The organism is Thiomicrospira microaerophila, assembly GCF_000934765.1.
In the GTDB taxonomy this organism is placed as follows: Bacteria; Pseudomonadota; Gammaproteobacteria; order Thiomicrospirales; family Thiomicrospiraceae; genus Thiomicrospira; species Thiomicrospira microaerophila.
Map to the genome: position 1 here is coordinate 71841 of NZ_JYNN01000009.1, position 22454 is coordinate 94294.

Here is a 22454-nt window from a genome sequence, read left to right on the forward strand (position 1 = left end):
TTAGAGGGAAGGGGGATAAGTGGTTTAGCTGCCTTGAGTAGAGTCAGGCGAGGGCAAACCAATGACATCACCTACACGCGCGTTAAAGTAAACGGTATCGAATGAGGGTGGCAGTTTGTCATTAATTACAAAATACATAAATACCGCATGCAAAGCACCAAATCGGTAAAAAATGTTACCAATGTAGCGTTTAAACCAGCCCGGCTCAATACGATTGAGTTTGAGTTTGCTTTTGGCTGTACCAAACAGATAGCCATAGGTAGCGCCGACAATCACTTGATCGGTTTTAAGACGGCCTGCTTGAACATACTCTTTTGATAGTCTAACGGCATCGCGAATGGATTTAGCAATCGACAAGGCGAGGTCACGGCTGATACGGTGTTTATCCATGCTGTCTTTTTTAATCTTTTGTTTTTTAATTAGTCGGTACTTTTCCGCTAATACAGAATGGGCTTTGGCTAAATGAAGTGTGATTTGACCGTTGCGTGACTGATGGTAAAAAACGTGTGAACTTAAATTGGTAAAAAAATTGTTTTTAAATAGAAAGTGACTGATTTTGTTGGTAATGTCTTTAAACGAAAAAAACGGCATGGTGAGCATGGGCACAATCGATAAGCTGAAAAACAAAATACTAAAGCTTAAAACAACGGTACGCCGGCGAATATGAAACCCTTCATGTAAGGTTAAAATCACAGCAATAAAACTCGCGACCAAAATCAATGTCAGAAGCAGGGTGCTTATCAAGTGTGAAACAAGAAACCGTCGCCCCTCAACACTGAATACAATCGCCTTAAGAAAACGCTGGGTTTCATGTAAACGAAACGACAATTCAGAACGCAATCTATTCCCCTACTTATTTAAATCAAAAAATATTTCCTATTTTAACAATTTTTTAGAAACTTAGGGGGCAAAGCATAAGCTTTTGTTTGTTTAATCGTCTGGTGTGTTGGTTGCTTCTAAGGTTTGGAGTAATGCCGAGTCTTCAAGGTTAAAACAAACGGCTTTGCTGAGCAAAACATGGCGTCAGGTATTCAAACGAGGGATGGTGCAAGGTTAGTCAAGGCTATATTCTTGTTTAATCTGTGGTAAATAGTGTTTTTAAGTCACCGTCTGAATTATAATCGCAGTAAGATTTTATGGTGTAGCGAGTGAAAGTAATGAAATATCGATTAACATGGGTGCTATTCATCGGCATTTGTTTATTTCGTCCGGTGTGGGCGGATGATGAGTTCAAAGCGGTTGTGACGGCTGATCGTGCATTGATTGAACAGGTTCGCCAAGGCGGTTATGTGATCTATATGCGTCATGGCAAAACCGATACGGCGCAGCCGGATCAGGTGCCGATTGATTTAAATGACTGCACCACACAGCGCCCCTTATCAAAGCAAGGGCTTGATGAATTGCACCTGATTGCAAGTTATTTTAAACAGCTTTATATCCCCTATACCCCCGTGCACTCTAGTCCACTTTGTCGTGCTAAACAGACTGCTGAAATTGTATTTGGTTCGCCTGTCATTATTGAAGAAAATCTACAATACACGGCGGCGCTGACAACGCGTGAAAAACAGCCTATTATTGAGCGTACTAGGGCGCTCCTGTCTAAGCCTGTTGCCAAGGGAACAAATCGGGTATTGGTTGCACACGGCCCTAATCTGGTTGAGATGATGAGTTACTTCCCCCCGGAGGGAAGTATCGTATTTTTTCGTCCGCTGGGGGCTGAGGGCTTTGCATACTTAGCCACCATTACACCGCAAGACTGGTCTGTGTTACTAAAGTAGGTGAGGATATATACTGATGAAGGCTAGTCGTAAGTTATTGCTTTTGATATTTTGGCCTGTTGTTTTATTGTCTTTATTTGCGGTGATCGTAGCCTATTGGTCCTTGTCTTCTATTAAAACCCAGTCTTATTTAACTTACCAAAAACAAGTGCAGGACTTGCATGTTGTGCAGCAGGCGGCCGACTTTAGTCAAGAAATTGGCGGTCTTCATCGGCGCGTAGCCGAGGCGATAGTGCAGGCTAAGTTAGGGCAGCTTTCTGAGGTACAACTATATCGACTGCATACACAGATTGTGGACGGTATGGATGCGTTGTCTGGGCAGGTTCAAGCGCTGGTGGAATCTGAGTTGTTGCTGGAGGTGAACCATGGCAGCGTTTTGCTGTTGCAACAAGAATTTCAAAGCTATCGACGTTTTATTATTCAAGCGACAGATATTATCGCCATTGATCCAAGCGTTGCGCAAAACTATTTGCAGCAAGCGCAAGAAAGCTTTATTCAGTTTTCTATGTATATTCAACGTATTACTTATTTGTTGGCGGAAAGGACGGAGGTGCGTAGCGCGGAAGAGTTTGATGTGCATCAGCGGTGGTTATATGGTTTAATTTTGGCGGGCATTGTAGGTTTGATTGCCGTATTGCTGTTAGTGTTGTTATTTTCGAGTTGGATCAGTCGTAAGATGGCTTATATTGCGGATGCCTTGAGTCAAATGGCTCGCTCAGATAATTGTCAAACCATTTTATTGCCCAACATTGAACAGATGCATGCTAAAGATTCGGGTGAATTTGGTCGTATGGCTGGTGCATTATTGAGCTTTAGAGATGCGGTTGAGCGACGTAAACAAGCGGAAGCAGAAGCGTTTGAGTTGGCTTTTTATGACAGCTTAACCCACTTGCCAAATCGCCGTTTGTTGATTGAACGATTGACCCACGCCCTTGCGCTGAATCATCGCACAAAACAAATCAGTGCGCTACTCTGTTTTGATTTAGATAACTTTAAATCCATCAATGATGCCCAAGGTCATCGAGCGGGTGATCAGGTGCTGGTCGAATTGGCCGAAAGATTGCTTGAATGGGCACAAAATCAAAATCATATTGCACGTATAGGCGGCGATGAATTTGTCGTTGTTTTGGATGCGCTAGGCTCAGACCAAGAGCAAGCGGCCAGCAAAGCAGAGCAAGCCGCTGAGCAGTTAAGAGCGTATTTAAACCAACCTTATTTTATTAAGGGTGAGCGCTACTTTTCAACGCCGAGTATGGGTATTGTCTTGTTTACTGGCAAGAATGAAACGATCGAAGATTTGCTAAAGCAATCAGAAACCGCGATGTATAATGCGAAATCGAATGGGCGAAACCGTATTAGCTTTTACGACCCAATGATGCAACAGGTGCTGGTAGAGCGTGCGGCGATGGAAGTTGCCTTGCGTGAAGCGATTGAACAGTCTCAATTTGAACTATTTTATCAACCTCAAGTCGATCAGGCTCAGCTTGTAGTTGGTGCGGAAGCCTTGATTCGATGGCATCACCCTGAGCGAGGTCAAGTTTCGCCGGGGGACTTTATTCCACTGGCGGAAGAAACCGGTCAAATTAAACAGCTGGGCGCTTGGGTGCTAGAAACGGCCTGTCAGCAGCTTAAAGTCTGGCAAAAAAACCATGCCACTGCGCATTTAACCCTGTCTGTTAATGTCAGTGCTCAACAGTTTAAAGAAGTGAGTTTTGTTCAGCAGGTCAAACAATTAATTGATCAAACCCAAATCCGGCCACAAAACTTGAAAATTGAGTTAACAGAAAGCACGGTCCTTGAAAGCGTGAATGAGGCAGTTGAAAAGATGCGGCAATTACGAGGGATTGGTGTTAAGTTTTCACTAGATGATTTTGGTACGGGCTATTCTTCGCTTCAATATCTTAAGCGTTTACCCTTGGACCAAATTAAAATTGACCAGTCTTTTGTCAAGGACATTAATGAAGACGTGGATGATGCGGTGATTGTGCAAACGATTATTGCCATGAGTCATGCGCTGGGTATTGAAGTGATCGCTGAAGGCGTTGAAACGCAAGCGCAAAAACACCTGCTTGAAAGACAGGGCTGCCGTTTTTATCAAGGCTATTTATTTGGGAAACCTTGCCCGATTAAGGATTTTCATATTTCGTCATAGTTAACCCGGGTTAAATGTGTCATGTTTTAAAAGAGAGAGTGAATGAATATTATCAACATCGCGCAAACGCGCTATTCCACTAAAAAATTTGATCCAGCGCGTTCCTTGTCTGCCGATCAGTTGGCTGATATCAAAGCCTTGTTGCGTTTGAGCCCATCAAGCGTCAATTCACAGCCTTGGCATTTTGTCATCTCTACGAATCCAACAGGCAAAGCGCGAATAGCGAAAGCCGCTGGCGGTCAGTATGTTGCCAATGAATCCAAAATCAATGACGCATCCTGTGTCGTGGTGTTTTGTGTGAAAACCGATTTAACCGATGATTATTTGGAGGCGTTGCTTGACCAAGAGCAGCAAGACGGGCGTATTGATTCAGAAGAGATGAAAGGCAAGGTGCGCAAAGTACGCGGTTTTTATGCTGATTTGCATCGGGTTCAATGGCTGGATACCCAGTGTTGGATGGAGAAACAGGTCTATCTGAATATGGGTGCTTTTTTGCTTGGCGTGGGTGCGCTGGGTTTGGATGCGGTGCCGATTGAGGGCGTGGATACAAAAGTATTAGACACGGAGTTCGACTTAACGGCAAAAGGCTTTAAAGCCCTAGCCGTCGTCGCGATTGGCTATCAAGCCGACAATGATTTCAATGCCAAACTCCCTAAATCGCGTTGGCCAGAGTCTAGCCTATTTTGTGAGGTTTAGGTTAATGGTATTCGCCAGGTAAGCCGTTTTTTATCATGGTGGCTTGGCCAACTTTTTTACCCGACATGCGCAATAACTCATCGCCTGAGAACTCATAACCGAGTTTATAGGCGATACGCGCCACATCATCCGCGGTCGATGCCGCTACTACTTCACTTTTTAATGCAGGGTCAGCCTGCATTTTCATAATGAACGCTTCCATTTGATCTAAGGCCATGTTTTATTTTCCTCTTTGCATTAATTTTAGTGAGCCAATAAAGGCTTGCGTTGAACCGTTTAATGGGTATGGCTTTATGATACCTAAAACTCAATATTATCGATTAACTATTTTAGTTTTATCATCGCAAGTTTTTACTGACAATTCGGATTAAAGCGCTTGAAGGATGGGCAACACAAAGGCAAAAAACGCGCCGATGCACCAAATCGCGACAGCGCCCCAATAAAAACGGAGATTCCATTTGTTAGCCGATTGGCAAGCTTGGGCGAGGGCTGGATCAGCGGGGCAAGTGCGTCCAGGGCGATAAAGTAGCCAAGCTGCAAAGGCGAGAATGACGGCCGTTACGCCAAAAGTGATGTGTTCGTTCATGCCAAACCATTGCAAAAACGGCAGATGGTCGCTGTATAAACTCACCACCGCTGACCCCATGCCTAAACTGACTAACACTACCGGCAACGCACAACATAACAGCGTAGGCACGGAAGCGAATAAAATCCAAATCCCCCATTTTTTCGGTTTTGTGACTTGGGTGGTATTAGCGTCCATTACAGCAACTCCCTTTTTGTTGAATCGGTGGGCAGGGCACATCGGCATACGAACAATACACGCAACAATCGCCCGGCAAGGGTTTTAACAGTGCGCCACAAAAGGTGCATTCATAAAAATATTGGCAAGCATCGGTTGGCATCTGTTCGGTTTTGCTGTTGCCACACTCGGGGCAAGTAATCGTTGAGTTGAGTTCAATCATGCGCATCCTTCCTTAATATTCATGCTTTTAAATGCAAAACCTCGTTGGCGAAAAATGCCGTTGAGTTGTTCTTCGGTAAACGAAATAGAGCCATCGGTGCAAATGCGGACTTCACCCTTGCGTACATCGGTTTTAATCGACTTTACACCGTCCATATTTTTAAACTCGGCTTCTGCGCGCGGTACACAACTCACACAGGTGACGCCGCCGATTTGAATTTCATAAGTTTGATCAGCGGCTTGCAGCGATAAGCTACTCAGGCTCAAAACGACACCTGCAATCCATACATTAGGCTTTGTTGTCATGCTCGTCTCCGTAAAAATGTTTGATTAAGCTGCATTGTTCCAAGCTTGCGCCCTGATGACATTGCGCGTGAAGTTGTTCCAAACCACCTTTAATTTGGGCTAAGTCAGCGATGCGTTGGTTGATTTTTTCAATTTTCAACGCCGCACGCTGTTGAATATCACCACATTGGGCGCTTGGCTGTTGATGCAACTCCAATAACTCTTTGATTTCTTCTAAGGTAAAGCCCAGCGTTTGCGCTCGACGAATAAAGGCCAGTTGCTTGAGCGCGTTTTGGTTATACAGCCGATAACCGGCGGTATTGCGCTGCGCAGGCAGGATTAATCCCAGCTGCTCGTAATAACGCAGCGTGTCGGTCTTGACGCCTGCCTGTTTTGCCAGCTTACCAATCGTTAACAAACTCATAAGTTACCCTCTATAAACCATCATAAACCTTGGAGTATAGTCCAAGGTCAAGCCGTATTTAAATAGAATGTTAAGCTGAAATATTCAACCAGGCCTGGTTGCAGGTTTAGTCATGAGTAAAAAGGATTTTCAGCATTTACATGTATTCGTGATAAGATTCAAGTAGGTTTTTAAAAAGAGGCGAAACGATTATGAATAGTGCAATTCAATCCATGTCTAAATGGTTTATTACTTTTTGGCTGGTTTTGTTTTTTATGAGTTATGCGATTGTTCAGGCAGCAAGTCTGCACCCTGATGTTCAACGAATGTTGGCGCAGGACAGGATGCCATCCGGTGTGGTGATTGAGGTTGAAAGTCTGTCTAAAGGGGCGATGACTGACAACGCGACGTTTATTCAAGCGCAAGTGGATGCATTAAAACAGCGTTTTCCTGATTTGGATGTGGTGATTGTGAGCCATGGTCGAGAATTGATCGAACTGGCGAAGCCAAAAGACAATCAACCCGCATCCACTATTTTATCCACCTTTGAAAACATGTCTAATCGCCAAGGTGTAACCGTGCATGTGTGTGCGGTGGTGGCTGGTTGGGAAGGCAAAACTGATCAGGATTTTGCGGGGTTTGTCGATGTGTCAGCCTCCGGTGAGGCGCAAATTAATGATTACCGTGCCTTGGGTTATGAGGTAGTAATTATAGAGCGTTTATCGGATGAGGCACGTAAATCACTACAACCTGTTGCTGAGTAGTGCCCCTCGCTCCTCAGTAGATAACTCACGGTATTGATTGGCGGCTAACGATCCAAGCGTTAAATGCATAATGCGGATGCGCTGGAGTTTTTGTACGCGATAACCCAGTGTTTGGCACATGCGCCGAATCTGCAGGTTGAGCCCTTGGGTGAGCACGATATCAAAAACGCGATCACTGAGTTGGGTAACCAAGCAAGGCAGGGTAGTGGTGTTTAAAATCGCTACCCCTGACCCCATCGCGCTTAAAAATTCCGGCGTAATAGGGCGGTCCACTGTTACCACATACTCTTTTTCATGCTGATGTTCAGCGCGCAAAATCGGATTAAAAATGGCACCATCATTGGTGAGCAACAACAACCCCTCTGAGTCCTTATCCAAGCGCCCGACGGCAAACACGCGCTGTGGATAACCGAGTGCATCCACTAGGTTGGCTTTCACAGTTCGATCATTGGTACAGACTACCCCAACAGGTTTATGATAAAGCAAGTAAATCGGTTTGGGCTGGGTGGTGATGGGTTTAGCGTTGAGTAAAATTTCATCCTGCGAGCCCACCAACTGACCCACCTCAGCAGGCAAGCCATTCACCCTAATCTGCCCCGCCAAAATCAAACGATCCGCCGCGCGTTTTGAGCAGATGCCCATTTGACTAAAGAATTTATTAATTCGCATCGAGATAGGGGAAAGCCTTTAGGTCTTATCCTGTAGCACCTGCCAACTTACTTCACAATCGCCTTTATCGGTGGATACGTACGCCGACTCACCCGATATCGACAGTGACCAATCCATCGTGCGCGAAACCATTCCTGCTAAGGTTTGGATTTGTTTGTTATCAAACGCAAAGATACTGGCGTTTAAATCAGCCAGTTTGCTTTGTCCTTGCGTCCACCAAACATCGGATTTGCTGTTAAAACTATACACCTTCACCGCGCGTGCAAGTCGCGTCGCTTTTTTAACACGCTCTACCGAAGGCTCGCCAATATCGATCCAAAGCATCAATTGATCATCTAAGCTGCGCGCCCAAATATCCGGTTCTTCGGTCGAGCTCAAGCCCTTAGTAAATGTTAAAAACTCTTGCGTATTTAAGCAGTAAGCTAACACCCTCGCTATCATCCGCTCTTGGTTTTCAGAAGGATGCATGGCGACGGTTAGATTGAGCGTGTCGTACACATGGCGGTTCATGTCGGAGAGCGCAAGGTTGAATTTGTAAATCGTTGGTTTAATTGCCACAAAAATAGGCCTTACAATGAAGAGGGTTGCGGGTTAAAAAATTGATCAAAGGTTTCAGACTGTGAATCGTAGTGCCCCCAAGCTTCAGTTGCCTTGAAAACAATATCTGAACAACGGTCATGAAACGCTTCCAGTAAATTGTTGTCATCTAACAATTTAAGTGCGTCATAAAACATCCCCTCTGGGCTGGTAAAGTTAGCTTCACTATCGCTTGAAAACTCATTGTTGTAACTGGAAACAGACTCCACAAATGTTAGCATGATGTCAGCGATGATCTCGGGTTGGTTAATGATTTTCTTGGCATCTTGCACCGCTTTTCTAGCTGTACCTAATCGTGCCTTTGGGTAGCCGCGTGTATGCCCATAAACAAATTCTTTTTTAATGATATCCTTATACTTTTCAGCGATTTGATGGATATCACCCGTTTGAGCCTGGTAATATTCCTTAACCGGGCTAAAGGTTTTAAAAAGATAGGCTATTTCTTTAATCAGCTCCTGTTGGGTTTTGTTGGCGAGTAGTTTTTTGAGTTCAGATTGCGTCATGTGTTTGAAACTCCACGATATGTTGTCTTGTTCATGTTTTGATTTTTCCTTCGGTCTATTGTAAAGCGTTAAACATGAATTGGACAGTCTGCGCGATGACTATAAAACCACTTTTTAAATTTTAGTGGGCTTTCATTCACTCCGCCAGCGCGACCGATTTAATTAGCGCATAGACCACCAGGCCTGGTTGTAGGTTTAGGCGTTTTGCGGATTGTTGGGTTATTTCGGCGAATAGGTGTTGCTGGTTGTCTAGGCGTAAGCGCACTAATAAACGGTGGTCGGGTTGTTCGATCAGTTCGTCGATTTTGACGGGCATATGGTTGACGATGCTCAGGTCTTTGGGGTCGGAGAGGGCGAGGCTGACATCGCGGGCGAGTACGCGAATTCGCACGGGTTCTTGGTTGGCGCGTTTGAGCGGTTTGACCCAGAGTGTGTTATCACCGACCTGAATTTGTTGCAGGCCATCGCTAACCTTGCCAGGTTGGCCAATTAACACCGATACCGCGCCTTGTTCGTCGAACAGCGGTGAGTCGGGGCGGGATAGAGTCTGTTGTAGGCTTTCGAGTTGCTCAACACGCCCTTGGTTTAACAGCAGCACTTGGTCGGCGAGGCGTTCGACTTCTTCTGGTGAATGGGTGATTAGCAGAATAGGCAGTTTGGAAGCTTTAGATACCTCTTTGATCAGTGGAATCAGTTCGTTTTTGGTGCGCCAATCGAGCGCGGACATGGGTTCGTCGAGCATTAGGATTTGCGGGTTGGAAAGCAGGGCGCGCGTGATGCCGACGCGTTGTTTTTGGCCGCCGGATAGGGTGAGCACTGATTGGTTGAGCAGATTGCCAAGATTGAGCAGTTCAATCCAGCGGTCTTGCTGGGGGCGGTGTTGTGATCGCTCGAAGCCGGAGCGTTTGAGCGCATAGTCTAAATTGCCTTGCACACTGAGGTGTGGCAGGAGCGCGGCATCTTGAAACACCATGCCGATGCGGCGTTGATGCACCGGTAAAAACAGCCTGTCGGATTGCCAGGCCTGGTGGTTGAGTTTGACCCAGCCTTGCGCTTTTTCTAAACCGGATAGGGTTTTAATGAGGGTGGTTTTGCCGCAACCGGAAGGGCCAAAAACCGCGGTAATGCCGTCGCTGGGCAGTTGAACATCGCCTGTTTGGAAATCAAATCCCGGATAGCGGTGTTGGAGATTAAATTCAAGCATCGCGGTCTCCTAGAGTTTGAGCGGCGCCATAAAGCGGCGGTTAAGGGCATAAAACACAGCCAGAATCATAAAGGACAAAATTAATAGAATCGCGGATAAACGATGCGCCGCAGCATAGTCCATGCCTTGGGTATAGTCGTAAATGGCAATCGACACCACTTTGGTTTCACCAGGGATGGAGCCGCCCATCATCGCAATCACGCCAAATTCGCCCAGCGTATGTGCAAACGAAATCACAATCGCGGTAAAAAATCCGCCACGGGCGAGTGGCAAAATCACGGTAAAAAAGCGATCAATCGGCCCAGCACCCAACGTGGCGGCGGCGTGAATCGGGTTGCGTGGCATCGAGGCAAAGCCTTCGCGCATCGGTTGAATCGCAAACGGCAGCGAAAAAATCACCGAGCCGATCAGGATGCCGGTAAAGCTAAAGGCGAGATGGTCGAGCCCCATCGCTTCCATTGTGCCGCCAACCCAGCCGTAAGGGCCGAGAATAATCAGCAGATAAAAGCCGAGCACGGTAGGCGGCAGCACCAAGGGCAACGCGACCAGCGCCGATACCAGCGATTCCCAGCGCGATTCGGTAAACGCTAACCACCAAGCGAGCGGCGCACCAAATACCACTAGAATTACCGTGGTGTAAAACGCCAGTTTAAAGGTCAGCCATAGGGCTTGCAGTTCGGCGGGGGTAATGGCAAAAAAATCCATAAATTCCATGGTCGGGTGCTCTTGTAGTGCTCTTGTATTGTTTTGAGTGCTGTGGTTTTTAGTTCACGACAAAGCCGTATTTTTCCATAATCTGTTTCGCCGCTGGCTGCTCCATAAATTCGGCAAACCGAAATGCAATCGGGTTGTCTTTGGCGCGCTGCGTCACAATATAAGCTTGCTCAAGCGGTTGGTGCATCTCTTCGGGAATTAGGCTATAGCCCCCGTGGCGCGAAAGTTGCGGATTCAGTGCCAAGGCGAGCGCGATAATGCCAATATTGGCGGCACCGGATTCGATCAGTTGGGCGGTGTGAGCAATGTTTTCGCCAATCACGATTTTGGGTTGAATCTCATCCCAAATGCCCGCGGCTTGCAAGGCTTCCATCGCGCGCACGCCATAAGGCGCGTGATCTGGGCTGGCAATCGCTACGCGACGATAGCGACGTTCCATTAAATCGTTCAGGTTCATTTGGCTGGCATCATGGCGGCGACTCCAAATCACTATTCGTCCGAGCGCGTACAGTTTCGGTTCAGTGGCGGCAAAGCCTTTTTGTTGCAGGTCTTTGGGGTAGTCCATTGAGGCGGAGAAAAACAAGTCAAACGGCGCGCCATTTTCAATTTGCTGTGAAAAACGACCGGATGAGCCATAGATGACTTCGACCTGATCATTAGGATAGGTTTTAAGATATTCGGCATGGATTTCATCCAACGCGAACTTTAAATCCGACGCGGCGGCAATAATCATTTTTTGCGCTTGGGCGGTTACACTAAATGTGCTGATCATCAGCGCGATTAACAATCCGTTAAATAGTTTTTTTGTTGATAACATATTGGTTCCGTTGCTAAGGGGTAAGAGGCTGGTTTTGTTGATAGGGTTTAAACGAATACCCTTGTTGAATAAGGCTTTGCGCACCTCCAGTGAGTTGAATCACTTGTGTCCAGCCTTGTTCTGCTAGCAGGCCTGCAAGGACACTGGTTCGAGATTGTGTGTTGCAAATAATGGCAAAGGGTTGATCTTTGGCTATGAGTTGTGGAAACTGCTTAATAAATTCAGGGTCAATTTGACGGCGTCCTGGCAATAAAAAAGTGAGATTAATCGCTGGATCAACAACCCCGGTTTTTAGCCATTCATGCTCCTTGCGAATATCAATGATTTTGATGCCTTGTGCATTCAGTTTATCAATTTCTTCAGCCGAAACGGGAATTTTTAGCCAATCTAATTCGGTGGGCAAAGCCTGTGTGCTGAGTAGTAGGCCAGCTAATAAAAATAATATTTTTAGCATTATTCATCGACTCCTATTAACACATGCGAGGCTTTAATCAGTGCGCAAATCGGTGCGCCTTCGGTGAGTTTGAGTTCTTCCAGCGCGCCCTGAGTGATGATCGATGACAGGGTATTGCCGCCTTTGAGTTCGACCACTACTTCGACATTGACCGGACCTTCTGTAATGCGGCTGACGTGGCCGCATAAAAAGTTACGGGCGCTAATGAGGCCTTTGGCTTGTTCTTTGGCTAGCACAACCCAACTGGCTTTGACCAGTGCCCAAGCGCTTACGCCGGGTTTTAGCCCCATGCGCGTGACGCTATCAGCGGTGACGGTGGCGACAATCCGGTCATCGCCTTGTAGTTTGAGGGTGACTTCGGCATTGACGGCGCCTTTTTTTACTTCTTCAATCGTGCCGTAAAAGCTATTGCGTGCGCTGGTTTGCATTTTGATTCTCCGCATTAGGGGCAAAATATCGGCATCGGTGTTGTCTAGTGTTGCCATCCACATCGCCTGCATCGCTGATAAGCGTTCGTGCATGGTGACGATTTGCAGGCCGGTGGCGGTGAGGGTGGCGCCACCGCCGCCTTTGCCGCCGTGTTGACGATTGACCAATGGCTCGCCCGCCAAATTATTCATAATTTCCACCGCATCCCACGCCGCTTTGTAAGTCATGCCGACTTGTTTAGCGGCTTGCGCCACACTGCCGCTGGCTTCTATCGCTTGCAATAAATGCAACCGACGCGGGCTAATATCGCCAGTGCCTAAATGCACATGCCAAGGGGCAAAAAATTCGGGTTGGGTTGATGAATCTGGCATCAAGTTATACTCAGGTAAATATCGTTAAAACGAAATATACTTGACACTATCTTGCTTGTCAAACAGATTGCGTGTCAAATAATCCCTTCCGGTAATATTTTGTTTTGCTTTTGTAGCTGGATGGTGTATTATTCCCGAAAGGGATTAAAGTTGAGGCGCCATCATAATGAATGCTAAAAATGTACCGAACGGGAATAGAGATAAGCTGCATAATAATGTTTTTGATTCAGTTCAGCTGGGTAATAGCGTGCGTCATAAGCGAAAGAAAGATGGCTTAACGCAACAGGATTTAGCCGCCATTGCGGGTGTGGGGGTGCGTTTTGTCTCCGAACTCGAAAATGGCAAACCGAGTGTTCAACTTAATCCAGTGCTAGCGGTATTAGCGGCGCTGGGGTTGCAGCTGGTGATTGTAGGAAAATAGCAAAAATAGGGGTGGGTATGCAACAGCTTTATGTGTTTTATCAACAATGCATGGTGGGTGAGATAGTTAAGCTTAATGCAAGGCAAATGCGCTTTCAATATCACCAGGCCTGGTTGGCCAATCCAAATGCTTTTGCCTTGTCGATAAGCCTACCGTTACAAAGTGAACCGTTTGAACATGCTGAAACGTTTTTTGCCAATATATTGCCAGAGGGCGATGTTCGCGCGGCACTGTGTAAAAAACTTGGCTTGTCTGAAAAAAATGATTTTGGGTTGCTGGCTGAAATTGGCGGTGATGTGGCTGGAGCGATTTCCATCTATTCGATACCGCAATGTCCTGTCTATGAAAGCCAGTTTTTACCTCTTTCAGAGTCAAGCCTTGCTGATCTGTTGCAGGCATTAGAAAAAACGCCGTTTAAAGCAATCGACGGTGATATTCGTTTATCACTTGCGGGGGCGCAAAATAAGCTACCGGTTATGAAGTTAGATAAGGCTTCTAGCCCTTTTGCTTTACCGATTTCGCCTGACTTAGCGACCTCGCATATTATCAAATTAGCGAATACTCATTTTAAAGACTTGGTCCTCAATGAAGTCACGACTATGCGCTTGGCTAAAGCGGTGGGTTTAAATGTACCGGATGTCGATTTTTTGTCAGTGGCGGGTAAAACGCATTTTATTATTCAGCGTTATGACCGTTCTGATGGCGAACGCTTGCATCAAGAAGATTTTTGTCAGGCACTTGCGATTGATGCCGCTAATAAATATGAAGCCGAAGGTGGGCCCAGTGTAAAACAGTGTGCCGATTTAATTCGAGCGCATAGCCATCAGCCTGCGGCGGACTTGTTGCAGTTTATTCGCTGGGTGTTGTTTAACATTTTGGTCGGTAATTGTGATGCGCATGGCAAAAATATCGCATTTTTGTATGCACCAAAATGCGAGCTGGCCCCATTTTACGATCTGATTTCAACCCAGTGTTATGAAACCTTGAGTCAAAAGTTTAGTATGAAAATCGGTGGCGAGAATCGTTTAGACTGGATACAGAAGCGTCATTTGCAGACTTTTTCTGAAAGTATTGGTGTCAAGTTCACATTCGTTCTGAAGGAGTTTAATAAGTTGGTGGCGTTAATTGAGCAGCATCAAAGTTTGTTGGAATCCTATTTGCCTTTAAAAAAGGTGGTAAATCATAATTTACAGCGCTTTAGTCGGCGGTTTCAAGGTTAGTAAAAGTGGCTTGAAATCTTGATGGTACTGTGAATGCGACAAAAAGCGCTAAAGCAACCAGGCCTGATGTAAAATCGCTTCAATAAACATGAGAATACAAGGATGTATAAGCCATGACAGAAAGCAAGGGGTTGATTTGGCTGGTGGGTTTGGCCAGCATTATTGTGATTGTGGCGGGTTTGAAAGCGGCGGAGGCGATTACGATACCGATTATGTTGGCGTTGTTTATTGCGATTATCAGTACACCATTTTTGCGCATGTTGACAACGCGTGGCGTGCCGTCTGGCTTGGCGGTGCTGATTGTGTTAATGGTGTTGATTGTATTTGGTGGTGGCTTGGCGATGGTGGTGAGTAATTCGATTGATAGCTTTATCCGTCAATTACCGCAATATCAATTACGTTTACAAGCCACACTGATTGAAGTGCAGCCTATGTTAGAGCGCATGGGCATTCCGCTGACTCGGGAAATGCTGATGGAGCATGTGAACCCTGGTAATGTCATGGGTACGGTGGGTAAGGCGCTGGCAGCGGTGGGCGGATTGTTGACCAATGTGTTTTTGGTGGTGTTTATTGTGATCTTCTTGTTGATGGAGGAGGCGACGTTTCCGCGTAAAATGCGTGCGGCGCTACCTAATGCCAATTTTACGCTAGAGGCCGCCACGGGCTTTATGTCACGGGTAAACAAATATTTGATGATTAAAACGATTATCAGTTTTATCACAGGCGTTTTGGTGACCCTATGGCTTTGGTTTTTGGGTGTCGATTTTCCGGTACTTTGGGGCTTGGTGGCGATGTTGATGAATTACATCCCCAATGTCGGTTCTTTGATTGCTGCGGTGCCTCCGGTCTTATTGGCGCTGGTGCAATTGGGTTTTGGCGATGCGGCATTGGTGGCGCTCGGTTTTGTGGTGATTAATGTGGTCATGGGCAGCCTGATTGAGCCCAAATACATGGGACGAGGCTTGGGGCTGTCGCCGCTGGTGGTGTTTTTGTCTTTATTGGTTTGGGGCTGGTTATTTGGCCCGGTTGGGATGTTCTTGTCGATTCCGCTCACCATGATTGTCAAAATCGCGCTTGAGCAATATCAAGGCACCAAATGGATTGCCATTATGCTCAGCAACGATGCCCCCGAACCACCAGAACAAAAAGAAACTGCAGACCAAACACAACCAACAGGGCAAAAACCTAGCGCCTAACCCCACCAGGCCTGGTTGTGCGCTTTTGCATATAGACTATTGTGATGATTATTCTAGGCTTGATGCTCCCATCAGTGGGAGCAATCTTTGCAGAACGGCTTGAAGTACGCCAGGTTTCGCTTTCGTAATATATTTTACCTTTCGATCGCGCCATGAAAGCGTCTGCACAAGGCTGGCGGCGACAACAGAGGGCTGATCTAGGTTGTCGAGTACCACTTCCGTTATCCCGCCCCGAATACTGGTACTGATGGGGCAGCAGATAAGAAGCCCTGTTTGTTGGTTGTAAGCTTTGCTTGAGAGCACCAAAGCCGGGCGATACTTACCGATTTCCTTGCCTTTTGTGGGTTCAAAATCTAGCCAGACAATGTCCTCTCTTTCAGGTGTATAGGCTGTCATTATTCAACGATCTCGCTGGCTAATGGGTTAGCTAATAGTTCGCTATGCGCACTGTTGGCATCTAGATCCGCGAGCAACTGTTCTTCAGTAAAAGGTAGGGGGGATGAAGGTTTTGTCGCCTTTTTTACCGTGAAGCCATCTTCAAACACTTCTACGGTCACCGGTGTGTTTTCGGTAAAATGCGGAATGTCTCGGATGGCGCCCGACACTCTTAACCCGAGCCCATTGCCCCATTTCTGAATTTTTGAATCTAATGCGAAGCCCATATTGCCTCCTATTTGTTTATACATAGTATAAATTTTGTCTGAGATTAAAGCAAATCACTCGTCAGTGATTTTTGATATTTGAAAACAAAAACACCCGCCGGGGCGGGTGTGGTTTGAGTGAAGATGATGGCTGACTAGGCGAGATCGAAACGATCTGCGTTCATCACTTTGGTCCAGGCCTTCACAAAGTCTTTAACAAACTTCTCCTTGTTGTCGTCTTGGGCATAAACCTCGGCGTAGCTGCGCAAAATCGAGTTGGAGCCGAATACTAAATCCACGCGGCTGGCGGTGTATTTGGTTTCACCGCTAGTACGATCGACTATTTCATAATGGTCTTTACTCGCTGGTTTCCAGCTATAGGCCATATCGGTGAGCGTGACAAAGAAATCATTGGTCAGCGCACCCACCTTGCCGGTAAACACACCCTGCTTTGAGTCACCATAGTTGGCACCGATCACCCGCAAACCACCGACCAAACAGGTCACTTCATGGGCGGTTAATCCCATTAGCTGGGTGCGGTCAAGCAGCAACTCTTCCGGTTGAACAATATAGTCCTTTTTCACCCAGTTGCGATAACCATCGTGAATCGGCTCAAGCGGTTCAAACGATTCCACGTCGGTCATCTCTTGGGTGGCGTCACCGCGACCTGGCGCAAACGGAACTGTAACTGGGATTCCTGCCGCTTTGGCTGCTTGCTCAACTCCGACATTACCGGCTAATACAATCGTATCGGCGACGCTGATACCAAATTCAGCGGCAATCGGTTCCAGCTTCGCTAACACACGCGCTAAACGCTCAGGCTCGTTACCTTGCCAATCTTTTTGTGGTGCCAGACGAATCCGCGCGCCATTGGCGCCACCACGCAAATCCGAACCACGGAAAGTGCGTGCCGAATCCCAAGCAGTGGCAACCATCTCGGCCGTCGATAAACCGCTGGTGGCGATTTTCGCTTTGACTGCGGCGACATCATAATCCGCTTTGCCAACCGGAACCGGATCTTGCCAAATTAAATCTTCAGTTGGTGTCCAGGGGCCGATATAACGGGCTTTGGGGCCCATGTCGCGGTGAGTTAATTTAAACCAAGCACGCGCAAATACCTCAGAGAAATAGTCCGGATTTTCGTAGAATTTTTTGGAGATTTCACGATAAATCGGGTCTTTAATCATCGCCATATCGGCATCAGTCATAATCGGGTTATAACGTTTGCTCGGGTCTTCGACATCAACCGGTTTATCTTCTTCTTTGATATTAATCGGTTCCCATTGCCAAGCACCGGCGGGCGATTTTTTTAATTCCCAGTCATAGGTAAACAGCAAATAGAAATAACCGTTATCCCATTGGATCGGATTGGTTGTCCATGCACCTTCAATGCCCGATGACACGGTATCGCGCCCGATACCACGCGACTCGTGATTCATCCAACCCAAACCTTGTTCAGTGACATCGGCGGCTTCCGGATCTGGCCCGAGGTTTTCCGCACGGCCATTACCGTGACATTTACCAACCGTGTGACCACCGGCGGTCAGCGCCACGGTTTCTTCATCGTTCATCGCCATACGGGCAAAGGTCTCGCGCACTTGGAGCGCGGTTTTAAGCGGGTCAGGCTGACCATTGACGCCTTCCGGGTTGACATAAATCAAGCCCATTTGCACCGCGGCTAACGGGTTTTCCATCGTACTTGGATCATCTAGATTGTCATAACGTGAATCCGACGGCGCAAGCCATTCTTTTTCCGCACCCCAATAGGTGTCTTTTTCCGGTTGCCAAATATCTTCGCGGCCGAAACCAAAACCAAAGGTTTTCAGCCCCATGTTTTCATAGGCAATCGTTCCCGCTAGTACCAATAAATCCGCCCAGCTGACTTTATTGCCATATTTCTTTTTAATTGGCCATAGCAAACGGCGGGCCTTATCGAGGTTAACGTTGTCTGGCCAGGAATTCAGCGGCGCAAAGCGTTGATTGCCTGTGCCACCGCCGCCACGACCATCGGCGATGCGGTAGGTGCCAGCGGCATGCCAAGACATGCGAATCATCAGACCACCATAATGACCCCAATCCGCTGGCCACCAGGCCTGGCTGTCCGTCATTAAAGCGTGCATATCTTTTTTAAGCGCCTCAAAATCGAGGGTTTTCACCGCTTCACGATAATCGAAGTCGGGTTCCATAGGATTTACCTTGCCATCATGTTGATGCAAGATATCTAAATTTAGTGCGTTAGGCCAAAAGTCCATCGTTGATTTTTCAACAGAACTATTTGCGCCATGCATGACCGGGCATTTTCCACCAGACATACTATCCTCCTAGGTTTTATCGTTAAGATACTGTGCTTGAAACAACTCAACACATAGTTTGATTCTACGCTTATTTTGATAGGTTTAGTTTTTATATTTTTATGGTTATGATAGATTATGGCTATTAATTTTGTTGTGCGGTTTAACCAGACCTGGTGGAGCAGAATCTATGAATAAGCGCTTGAGGCCTGTGATATTATAAAGTATCAAGGTTGAATCGTTCGATTCATCTTAAATGATTAAACATTAGCCATTAGGAGTTAATCTATGCAAGCCTTAACAGCAAACGAAGCAAAAACTCAGTTTGGGGCTTTGTTAATGCAAGCCCAGCGTAATCCGGTGCAAATTAATAAAAACGGTAAACCAGTGGCGGTGGTGGTATCGATTGAAGAATATGAAAACATTGAAGAAATTAAACGCCAGTGGTTACAGGCACGATTTTTGAATGCCCAGCACGCTATTGAACAAAACAAAACTTTAAATGGCGAAGCATTTTTCGATGAATTATTTGCAGGTAAATATGACTAAGTCCGTTTATAGACTGACCGCTGATGCGAAAGCCGATTTGATCGAAATTAGGCGTTACAGTGTAAAAAGCTGGGGAGCGGTTAGATCGCAGGCTTATTTGTCCGGTTTAAAGGAAACCATCCAACGTTTGGCCGAGTTTCCTCTAATCGGTGAGGCAAGAATGGATATAGCTGATTCGGTGTTTAGCTTTCCCTATGTTAGTCATATGATTTATTACACATTAATAAATCATCAGGATCATCACCTGCTTTTGGTATTTGCAGTGATTCATCAAAGTCGCACGCCAGTATTGCATTTAGAAAAGCGCATTAAATTATAGCGTGCAAAAGGCTTACTTCAACCAACTCTTCAGATAGAAACCGGTATGCGAGTCGGGGTTATTGGCAACCGCTTCGGGGGTGCCGGTGGCGATGATTTGGCCACCGCCATCGCCGCCTTCTGGCCCTAAATCAACCAACCAGTCGGCGGTTTTAATTACATCCAGATTATGTTCGATAATCACAATCGTATTGCCACGATCGCGTAATTCATAGACCACTTTCATCAGTTGTTCAATATCGTGGAAATGCAAGCCAGTGGTGGGTTCGTCCAGAATATACAGCGTATTGCCTGTGTCGCGTTTAGACAGTTCTTTCGCCAGTTTAACCCGTTGGGCTTCACCGCCTGATAAGGTGGTGGCGCTTTGGCCAAGTTTAATGTAGCCCAAACCGACATCCATCAGGGTTTGAAGTTTACGTGCCAGTGCGGGAATCGCATCAAAAAACGCACGCGCATCCTCAACCGTCAGCTCCAAAATATCATGGATGGTTTTGCCTTTATATTGAATCTGTAAGGTTTCGCGGTTGTAACGCTTGCCATGGCAGACATCACAAGGCACATAAATATCCGGTAAAAAATGCATTTCGACTTTGATTACGCCATCGCCTTGACAGGCTTCACAACGTCCGCCTTTAACATTAAAGCTAAAACGCCCTGGGTTGTAGCCCCGTGCGCGGGATTCGGGCGTGGCGGAGAGGAGTTCGCGTATCGGGGTGAATAAACCGGTATAGGTGGCGGGGTTGGAGCGTGGGGTACGGCCGATTGGGCTTTGGTCAATATTGACGGCCTTGTCAAAATGTTGAATGCCTTCTACCTTGTCATGGGCGGCGGGTTCACTCAGCGCACCATTCAGATCACGGGCGGCGATTTTGCTTAGGGTTTCGTTTATTAAGGTCGACTTACCCGAACCCGAAACGCCTGTAATGCAAGTAAGCAGGCCAGCTGGGATTTCAAGCGTGACGTTTTTAAGGTTGTTGCCTTTTGCGCCGATGATTTTGAGCCAGTTTTTACCGGGTTTAATGCGCGCTTTTGGGATTTCAATCTTGCGGCTACCGTTAAGGTACTGTCCTGTGAGAGATTGCGGGTTGGCGGTGACTTCAGCGGGGGTGCCTTGTGCCATAATGCGTCCGCCGTGAATCCCTGCGCCCGGGCCGATGTCGAGCACATAGTCAGCAGCGCGAATCGCATCTTCGTCATGTTCAACCACAATCACGGTATTGCCCAAATCGCGCAAATGGGTCAGGGTTTTAAGCAAACGGTCATTGTCACGTTGATGCAAGCCAATCGAAGGTTCATCCAACACATACATCACCCCCACCAGGCCTGCGCCAATTTGGCTGGCGAGACGAATGCGCTGTGCTTCGCCGCCCGATAGGGTATCAGCGCTGCGATCGAGCGTGAGGTAGTTTAGCCCTACATTCACCAAAAACGATAAACGCTCGCGCACTTCTTTTAAAATCGGCGCGGCAATTTGGCCTTTTGAACCGGTCAAGCTCAGCTGGTCAAAAAAGTCATACAAATCTCCAACGGATTTGCGGGTTAGCTTGGGTAGCGTGATGTCGGCAAAAAATACATGACGCGCGGCTTCGTTTAAACGTTCACCGCCACAGGTTTTACAGGGTGAGGTGACGCGGTATTTATCGAGTTCATCGCGTACAGTTTTGCTGTCGGTTTCGGTGTAACGGCGCTCCATATTCGGCAGCACACCTTCAAAACGACGCACCTGCGCATAGCGGCCATGCGGCAAGGCCAGCTTGTCACGCCCAGAGCCAAATAACACAATTTTTTGAAAGGTATCATCCAATTCGCCCCAAGGGGTTTCCATATCAAAGCCATAATGCGTCGCGACCGCTAACAAAATATCATAATAATACTTGTGACGACGGTCCCAGCCACGAATCGCACCACCCGCTAGACTCAACTCAGGATGAGTAATCACCCGTGCAGGATCAAAGTTTTCTTTGATGCCTAAGCCGTCGCAGGTTGGGCAAGCGCCATGCGGATTGTTAAACGAGAACAAACGTGGTTCAAGTTCGGGCACGCTGTAGCCACAATGCGGACAGGAAAACTTGTCGGAAAACAGCAGTTCAAAGTCATCCTCTTCATCCATCGGCACCACGCGCGCTAAGCCATCGGATAAACGCAATGCGGTTTCAAACGATTCCGCCAAGCGCTGTTTTAGGTCTTCGCGTACTTTGAAACGATCAATCACCACTTCAATATCATGTTTTTTGTTTTTATCCAGCGCAATGCTGCCGTCCAAGTCCATCAACCGCCCATTGACCCGCGCACGAATAAAGCCTTGGGCTTGAAGTTCATCGAGCAGGTTGGCGTGTTCGCCTTTGCGACCGCGAATCACCGGCGACACTAATAAGCATTTGCTGCCTTCCGGCAGTTCTAGCGTGCGATCGACCATTTGGCTAACGGTTTGCGCTTCTAAATCGACATGGTGGGTTGGGCAGCGTGGCGTTCCCGCGCGAGCAAAAAGTAGGCGCAAATAATCGTAAATTTCGGTTACCGTACCCACCGTTGAGCGCGGGTTGTGTGAGGTGGATTTTTGCTCAATCGAAATCGCGGGCGATAAGCCTTCGATATGGTCTAAATCGGGCTTTTCCATCACCGACAAGAACTGACGGGCATAGGCCGACAGCGACTCAACATAACGGCGTTGGCCTTCGGCATAAATGGTATCGAACGCCAGCGACGACTTCCCCGAACCCGATAAGCCGGTAATCACAATCAGTTTGTCGCGCGGTAAAGTGACATCAATATTCTTTAAATTGTGCGTTCGCGCGCCGCGAATAATAATGTTCTCAAGCATGGTCAACCCGTTTAAATTAAGCAAAAGGAGGATTATAGCATGTTTAGCTTTTGAGCCGATTACTCAACCAAGCCTGAGGGTCACTGCCATTAAATTAAGAAAAAAACGGTCATTGCGAGGAGCGCAGCGACGCGGCAATCTCTCAAGGGCGTGCTCAGTCTGTCAGAGATTGCCACGGCCTTCGGCCTCGCAATGAC

The 22454-nt window shown here is 47.0% G+C and carries 27 protein-coding genes; 9 read left to right on the plus strand and 18 right to left on the minus strand.

All coding sequences use genetic code 11. From position 1 onward, the window contains the following. Positions 1–24: 24 nt before the first annotated feature. Positions 25–840, minus strand: a complete 816-nt coding sequence (locus NA59_RS05280; RefSeq protein WP_044409096.1) for a hypothetical protein — start codon at positions 838–840, stop codon at positions 25–27. A 317-nt stretch (positions 841–1157) separates the two neighbouring features. Between NA59_RS05280 and NA59_RS05285 the strand changes: the two genes are divergently transcribed. From NA59_RS05285 to NA59_RS05295, 3 genes are read left to right on the plus strand one after another with little or no spacing between them, the layout of a single operon-like run. Next, the gene (locus NA59_RS05285; RefSeq protein ID WP_052501477.1) at positions 1158–1778 is read left to right on the plus strand and encodes a histidine phosphatase family protein; all 621 of its coding nucleotides are present in this window, start codon (positions 1158–1160) and stop codon (positions 1776–1778) included. 16 nt (positions 1779–1794) lie between these two features. Continuing rightward, complete coding sequence (locus NA59_RS05290) at positions 1795–3930, plus strand: putative bifunctional diguanylate cyclase/phosphodiesterase (protein ID WP_044409100.1); 2136 nt, start codon at positions 1795–1797, stop codon at positions 3928–3930. A 42-nt stretch (positions 3931–3972) separates the two neighbouring features. Then, the gene (locus tag NA59_RS05295) at positions 3973–4626 is read left to right on the plus strand and encodes an oxygen-insensitive NAD(P)H nitroreductase (protein WP_044409101.1); all 654 of its coding nucleotides are present in this window, start codon (positions 3973–3975) and stop codon (positions 4624–4626) included. Between the two features lies 1 nt (position 4627). On the opposite strand, the gene NA59_RS05300 is transcribed toward NA59_RS05295, so the two are convergent. The 5 genes from NA59_RS05300 to NA59_RS05320 form a co-directional block, all read right to left on the minus strand. Beyond that, positions 4628–4843 carry a Nif11-like leader peptide family natural product precursor gene (locus NA59_RS05300; protein ID WP_044409102.1) on the minus strand — a complete coding sequence of 72 codons (216 nt, stop codon included), beginning with the start codon at positions 4841–4843 and terminating at the stop codon, positions 4628–4630. Between the two features lie 150 nt (positions 4844–4993). Beyond that, a complete protein-coding gene (locus NA59_RS05305; protein WP_044409105.1) occupies positions 4994–5389 on the minus strand; it encodes a hypothetical protein in 396 nt (131 codons plus the stop codon). Beyond that, positions 5379–5591: a GDCCVxC domain-containing (seleno)protein gene (locus NA59_RS05310; RefSeq protein ID WP_232504035.1), complete on the minus strand. Its 213-nt coding sequence runs from the start codon at positions 5589–5591 to the stop codon at positions 5379–5381. The genes NA59_RS05305 and NA59_RS05310 overlap by 11 nt, the downstream gene beginning before the upstream one ends. Next, on the minus strand, positions 5588–5896 hold the full coding sequence (locus NA59_RS05315) for a heavy-metal-associated domain-containing protein (protein ID WP_044409111.1): 309 nt from the start codon (positions 5894–5896) through the stop codon (positions 5588–5590). Before NA59_RS05315 ends, NA59_RS05310 begins: the two co-directional genes overlap by 4 nt. Continuing rightward, entirely contained in the window at positions 5880–6299 is a 420-nt protein-coding gene (locus tag NA59_RS05320) for a MerR family transcriptional regulator (RefSeq protein ID WP_044409114.1), read from the minus strand. Before NA59_RS05320 ends, NA59_RS05315 begins: the two co-directional genes overlap by 17 nt. Positions 6300–6490: 191 nt before the next feature. On the opposite strand from NA59_RS05320, the gene NA59_RS05325 reads away from it, so the two are divergent. Beyond that, positions 6491–7042 (plus strand): DsrE family protein, encoded by a 552-nt coding sequence (locus tag NA59_RS05325; protein ID WP_044409117.1) that lies wholly within the window; start codon positions 6491–6493, stop codon positions 7040–7042. Here the strand turns inward: NA59_RS05325 and NA59_RS05330 are convergent. The 8 genes from NA59_RS05330 to NA59_RS05365 form a co-directional block, all read right to left on the minus strand. Then, positions 7022–7711, minus strand: coding sequence for a pseudouridine synthase (locus tag NA59_RS05330; RefSeq protein WP_044409120.1), 690 nt, complete (start codon positions 7709–7711; stop codon positions 7022–7024). The two genes, NA59_RS05325 and NA59_RS05330, sit on opposite strands and share 21 nt — an antisense overlap. An 18-nt stretch (positions 7712–7729) precedes the next feature. Further along, complete coding sequence (locus NA59_RS05335; RefSeq protein ID WP_044409123.1) at positions 7730–8269, minus strand: YaeQ family protein; 540 nt, start codon at positions 8267–8269, stop codon at positions 7730–7732. 11 nt (positions 8270–8280) lie between these two features. Continuing rightward, positions 8281–8811: a DUF6155 family protein gene (locus NA59_RS05340; RefSeq protein WP_052501478.1), complete on the minus strand. Its 531-nt coding sequence runs from the start codon at positions 8809–8811 to the stop codon at positions 8281–8283. Positions 8812–8947: 136 nt separating this feature from the next. Further along, the gene (gene modC, locus NA59_RS05345) at positions 8948–10015 is read right to left on the minus strand and encodes a molybdenum ABC transporter ATP-binding protein (RefSeq protein WP_044409126.1); all 1068 of its coding nucleotides are present in this window, start codon (positions 10013–10015) and stop codon (positions 8948–8950) included. 9 nt (positions 10016–10024) lie between these two features. Then, positions 10025–10729, minus strand: a complete 705-nt coding sequence (gene modB / locus NA59_RS05350) for a molybdate ABC transporter permease subunit (RefSeq protein ID WP_083944972.1) — start codon at positions 10727–10729, stop codon at positions 10025–10027. Positions 10730–10778: 49 nt separating this feature from the next. Then, complete coding sequence (gene modA, locus NA59_RS05355) at positions 10779–11546, minus strand: molybdate ABC transporter substrate-binding protein (protein ID WP_083944973.1); 768 nt, start codon at positions 11544–11546, stop codon at positions 10779–10781. A gap of 13 nt (positions 11547–11559) precedes the next feature. Then, entirely contained in the window at positions 11560–12000 is a 441-nt protein-coding gene (locus NA59_RS05360) for a rhodanese-like domain-containing protein (protein WP_052501479.1), read from the minus strand. Continuing rightward, positions 12000–12800: a TOBE domain-containing protein gene (locus NA59_RS05365; protein ID WP_044409129.1), complete on the minus strand. Its 801-nt coding sequence runs from the start codon at positions 12798–12800 to the stop codon at positions 12000–12002. The genes NA59_RS05360 and NA59_RS05365 overlap by 1 nt, the downstream gene beginning before the upstream one ends. Positions 12801–12966: 166 nt before the next feature. Between NA59_RS05365 and NA59_RS05370 the strand changes: the two genes are divergently transcribed. The 3 genes from NA59_RS05370 to NA59_RS05380 all read left to right on the plus strand — a co-directional run bounded on the left by NA59_RS05370 (position 12967) and on the right by NA59_RS05380 (position 15637). Next, positions 12967–13221 carry a helix-turn-helix transcriptional regulator gene (locus NA59_RS05370; RefSeq protein ID WP_044409132.1) on the plus strand — a complete coding sequence of 85 codons (255 nt, stop codon included), beginning with the start codon at positions 12967–12969 and terminating at the stop codon, positions 13219–13221. 17 nt (positions 13222–13238) lie between these two features. Further along, the gene (locus tag NA59_RS05375; protein ID WP_052501480.1) at positions 13239–14441 is read left to right on the plus strand and encodes a type II toxin-antitoxin system HipA family toxin; all 1203 of its coding nucleotides are present in this window, start codon (positions 13239–13241) and stop codon (positions 14439–14441) included. A 113-nt stretch (positions 14442–14554) separates the two neighbouring features. Next, positions 14555–15637, plus strand: a complete 1083-nt coding sequence (locus NA59_RS05380) for an AI-2E family transporter (RefSeq protein WP_044409135.1) — start codon at positions 14555–14557, stop codon at positions 15635–15637. 48 nt (positions 15638–15685) lie between these two features. Here NA59_RS05380 and NA59_RS05385 read toward each other — a convergent pair whose 3' ends face one another. From NA59_RS05385 to katG, 3 genes are all read right to left on the minus strand, one after another. Then, complete coding sequence (locus NA59_RS05385) at positions 15686–16033, minus strand: type II toxin-antitoxin system PemK/MazF family toxin (RefSeq protein WP_044409139.1); 348 nt, start codon at positions 16031–16033, stop codon at positions 15686–15688. Continuing rightward, the gene (locus NA59_RS05390) at positions 16033–16299 is read right to left on the minus strand and encodes an AbrB/MazE/SpoVT family DNA-binding domain-containing protein (RefSeq protein WP_044409142.1); all 267 of its coding nucleotides are present in this window, start codon (positions 16297–16299) and stop codon (positions 16033–16035) included. Before NA59_RS05390 ends, NA59_RS05385 begins: the two co-directional genes overlap by 1 nt. Positions 16300–16433: 134 nt before the next feature. Further along, positions 16434–18590 (minus strand): catalase/peroxidase HPI, encoded by a 2157-nt coding sequence (katG, locus tag NA59_RS05395; protein WP_044409144.1) that lies wholly within the window; start codon positions 18588–18590, stop codon positions 16434–16436. A gap of 267 nt (positions 18591–18857) precedes the next feature. On the opposite strand from katG, the gene NA59_RS05400 reads away from it, so the two are divergent. Together NA59_RS05400 and NA59_RS05405 are read left to right on the plus strand one after the other, a co-directional pair. Next, the gene (locus NA59_RS05400; RefSeq protein ID WP_044409147.1) at positions 18858–19118 is read left to right on the plus strand and encodes a type II toxin-antitoxin system Phd/YefM family antitoxin; all 261 of its coding nucleotides are present in this window, start codon (positions 18858–18860) and stop codon (positions 19116–19118) included. Beyond that, on the plus strand, positions 19090–19437 hold the full coding sequence (locus tag NA59_RS05405) for a type II toxin-antitoxin system RelE/ParE family toxin (protein WP_198401057.1): 348 nt from the start codon (positions 19090–19092) through the stop codon (positions 19435–19437). Before NA59_RS05400 ends, NA59_RS05405 begins: the two co-directional genes overlap by 29 nt. Positions 19438–19449: 12 nt before the next feature. Here NA59_RS05405 and uvrA read toward each other — a convergent pair whose 3' ends face one another. After that, positions 19450–22257: an excinuclease ABC subunit UvrA gene (uvrA, locus tag NA59_RS05410; protein WP_044409153.1), complete on the minus strand. Its 2808-nt coding sequence runs from the start codon at positions 22255–22257 to the stop codon at positions 19450–19452. Between the last annotated feature and the right edge of the window lie 197 nt (positions 22258–22454).

Bases quoted from the DNA above. Each gene is read 5' to 3' on its own strand.
- NA59_RS05405 (WP_198401057.1), top strand. From the start codon at position 19,090: ATGAATTATTTGCAGGTAAATATGACTAAGTCCGTTTATAGACTGACC.
- NA59_RS05360 (WP_052501479.1), bottom strand. From the start codon at position 12,000: ATGCTAAAAATATTATTTTTATTAGCTGGCCTACTACTCAGCACACAG.
- modA (WP_083944973.1), bottom strand. From the start codon at position 11,546: ATGTTATCAACAAAAAAACTATTTAACGGATTGTTAATCGCGCTGATG.
- NA59_RS05330 (WP_044409120.1), bottom strand. From the start codon at position 7,711: ATGCGAATTAATAAATTCTTTAGTCAAATGGGCATCTGCTCAAAACGC.
- NA59_RS05300 (WP_044409102.1), bottom strand. From the start codon at position 4,843: ATGGCCTTAGATCAAATGGAAGCGTTCATTATGAAAATGCAGGCTGAC.
- NA59_RS05380 (WP_044409135.1), top strand. From the start codon at position 14,555: ATGACAGAAAGCAAGGGGTTGATTTGGCTGGTGGGTTTGGCCAGCATT.
- NA59_RS05305 (WP_044409105.1), bottom strand. From the start codon at position 5,389: ATGGACGCTAATACCACCCAAGTCACAAAACCGAAAAAATGGGGGATT.
- NA59_RS05370 (WP_044409132.1), top strand. From the start codon at position 12,967: ATGAATGCTAAAAATGTACCGAACGGGAATAGAGATAAGCTGCATAAT.
- NA59_RS05295 (WP_044409101.1), top strand. From the start codon at position 3,973: ATGAATATTATCAACATCGCGCAAACGCGCTATTCCACTAAAAAATTT.
- NA59_RS05375 (WP_052501480.1), top strand. From the start codon at position 13,239: ATGCAACAGCTTTATGTGTTTTATCAACAATGCATGGTGGGTGAGATA.
- NA59_RS05285 (WP_052501477.1), top strand. From the start codon at position 1,158: ATGAAATATCGATTAACATGGGTGCTATTCATCGGCATTTGTTTATTT.
- NA59_RS05320 (WP_044409114.1), bottom strand. From the start codon at position 6,299: ATGAGTTTGTTAACGATTGGTAAGCTGGCAAAACAGGCAGGCGTCAAG.
- NA59_RS05340 (WP_052501478.1), bottom strand. From the start codon at position 8,811: ATGACGCAATCTGAACTCAAAAAACTACTCGCCAACAAAACCCAACAG.
- NA59_RS05315 (WP_044409111.1), bottom strand. From the start codon at position 5,896: ATGACAACAAAGCCTAATGTATGGATTGCAGGTGTCGTTTTGAGCCTG.
- uvrA (WP_044409153.1), bottom strand. From the start codon at position 22,257: ATGCTTGAGAACATTATTATTCGCGGCGCGCGAACGCACAATTTAAAG.
- NA59_RS05385 (WP_044409139.1), bottom strand. From the start codon at position 16,033: ATGACAGCCTATACACCTGAAAGAGAGGACATTGTCTGGCTAGATTTT.
- NA59_RS05290 (WP_044409100.1), top strand. From the start codon at position 1,795: ATGAAGGCTAGTCGTAAGTTATTGCTTTTGATATTTTGGCCTGTTGTT.
- NA59_RS05310 (WP_232504035.1), bottom strand. From the start codon at position 5,591: ATGATTGAACTCAACTCAACGATTACTTGCCCCGAGTGTGGCAACAGC.
- modB (WP_083944972.1), bottom strand. From the start codon at position 10,729: ATGGAATTTATGGATTTTTTTGCCATTACCCCCGCCGAACTGCAAGCC.
- modC (WP_044409126.1), bottom strand. From the start codon at position 10,015: ATGCTTGAATTTAATCTCCAACACCGCTATCCGGGATTTGATTTCCAA.
- katG (WP_044409144.1), bottom strand. From the start codon at position 18,590: ATGTCTGGTGGAAAATGCCCGGTCATGCATGGCGCAAATAGTTCTGTT.
- NA59_RS05400 (WP_044409147.1), top strand. From the start codon at position 18,858: ATGCAAGCCTTAACAGCAAACGAAGCAAAAACTCAGTTTGGGGCTTTG.
- NA59_RS05390 (WP_044409142.1), bottom strand. From the start codon at position 16,299: ATGGGCTTCGCATTAGATTCAAAAATTCAGAAATGGGGCAATGGGCTC.
- NA59_RS05325 (WP_044409117.1), top strand. From the start codon at position 6,491: ATGAATAGTGCAATTCAATCCATGTCTAAATGGTTTATTACTTTTTGG.
- NA59_RS05365 (WP_044409129.1), bottom strand. From the start codon at position 12,800: ATGCCAGATTCATCAACCCAACCCGAATTTTTTGCCCCTTGGCATGTG.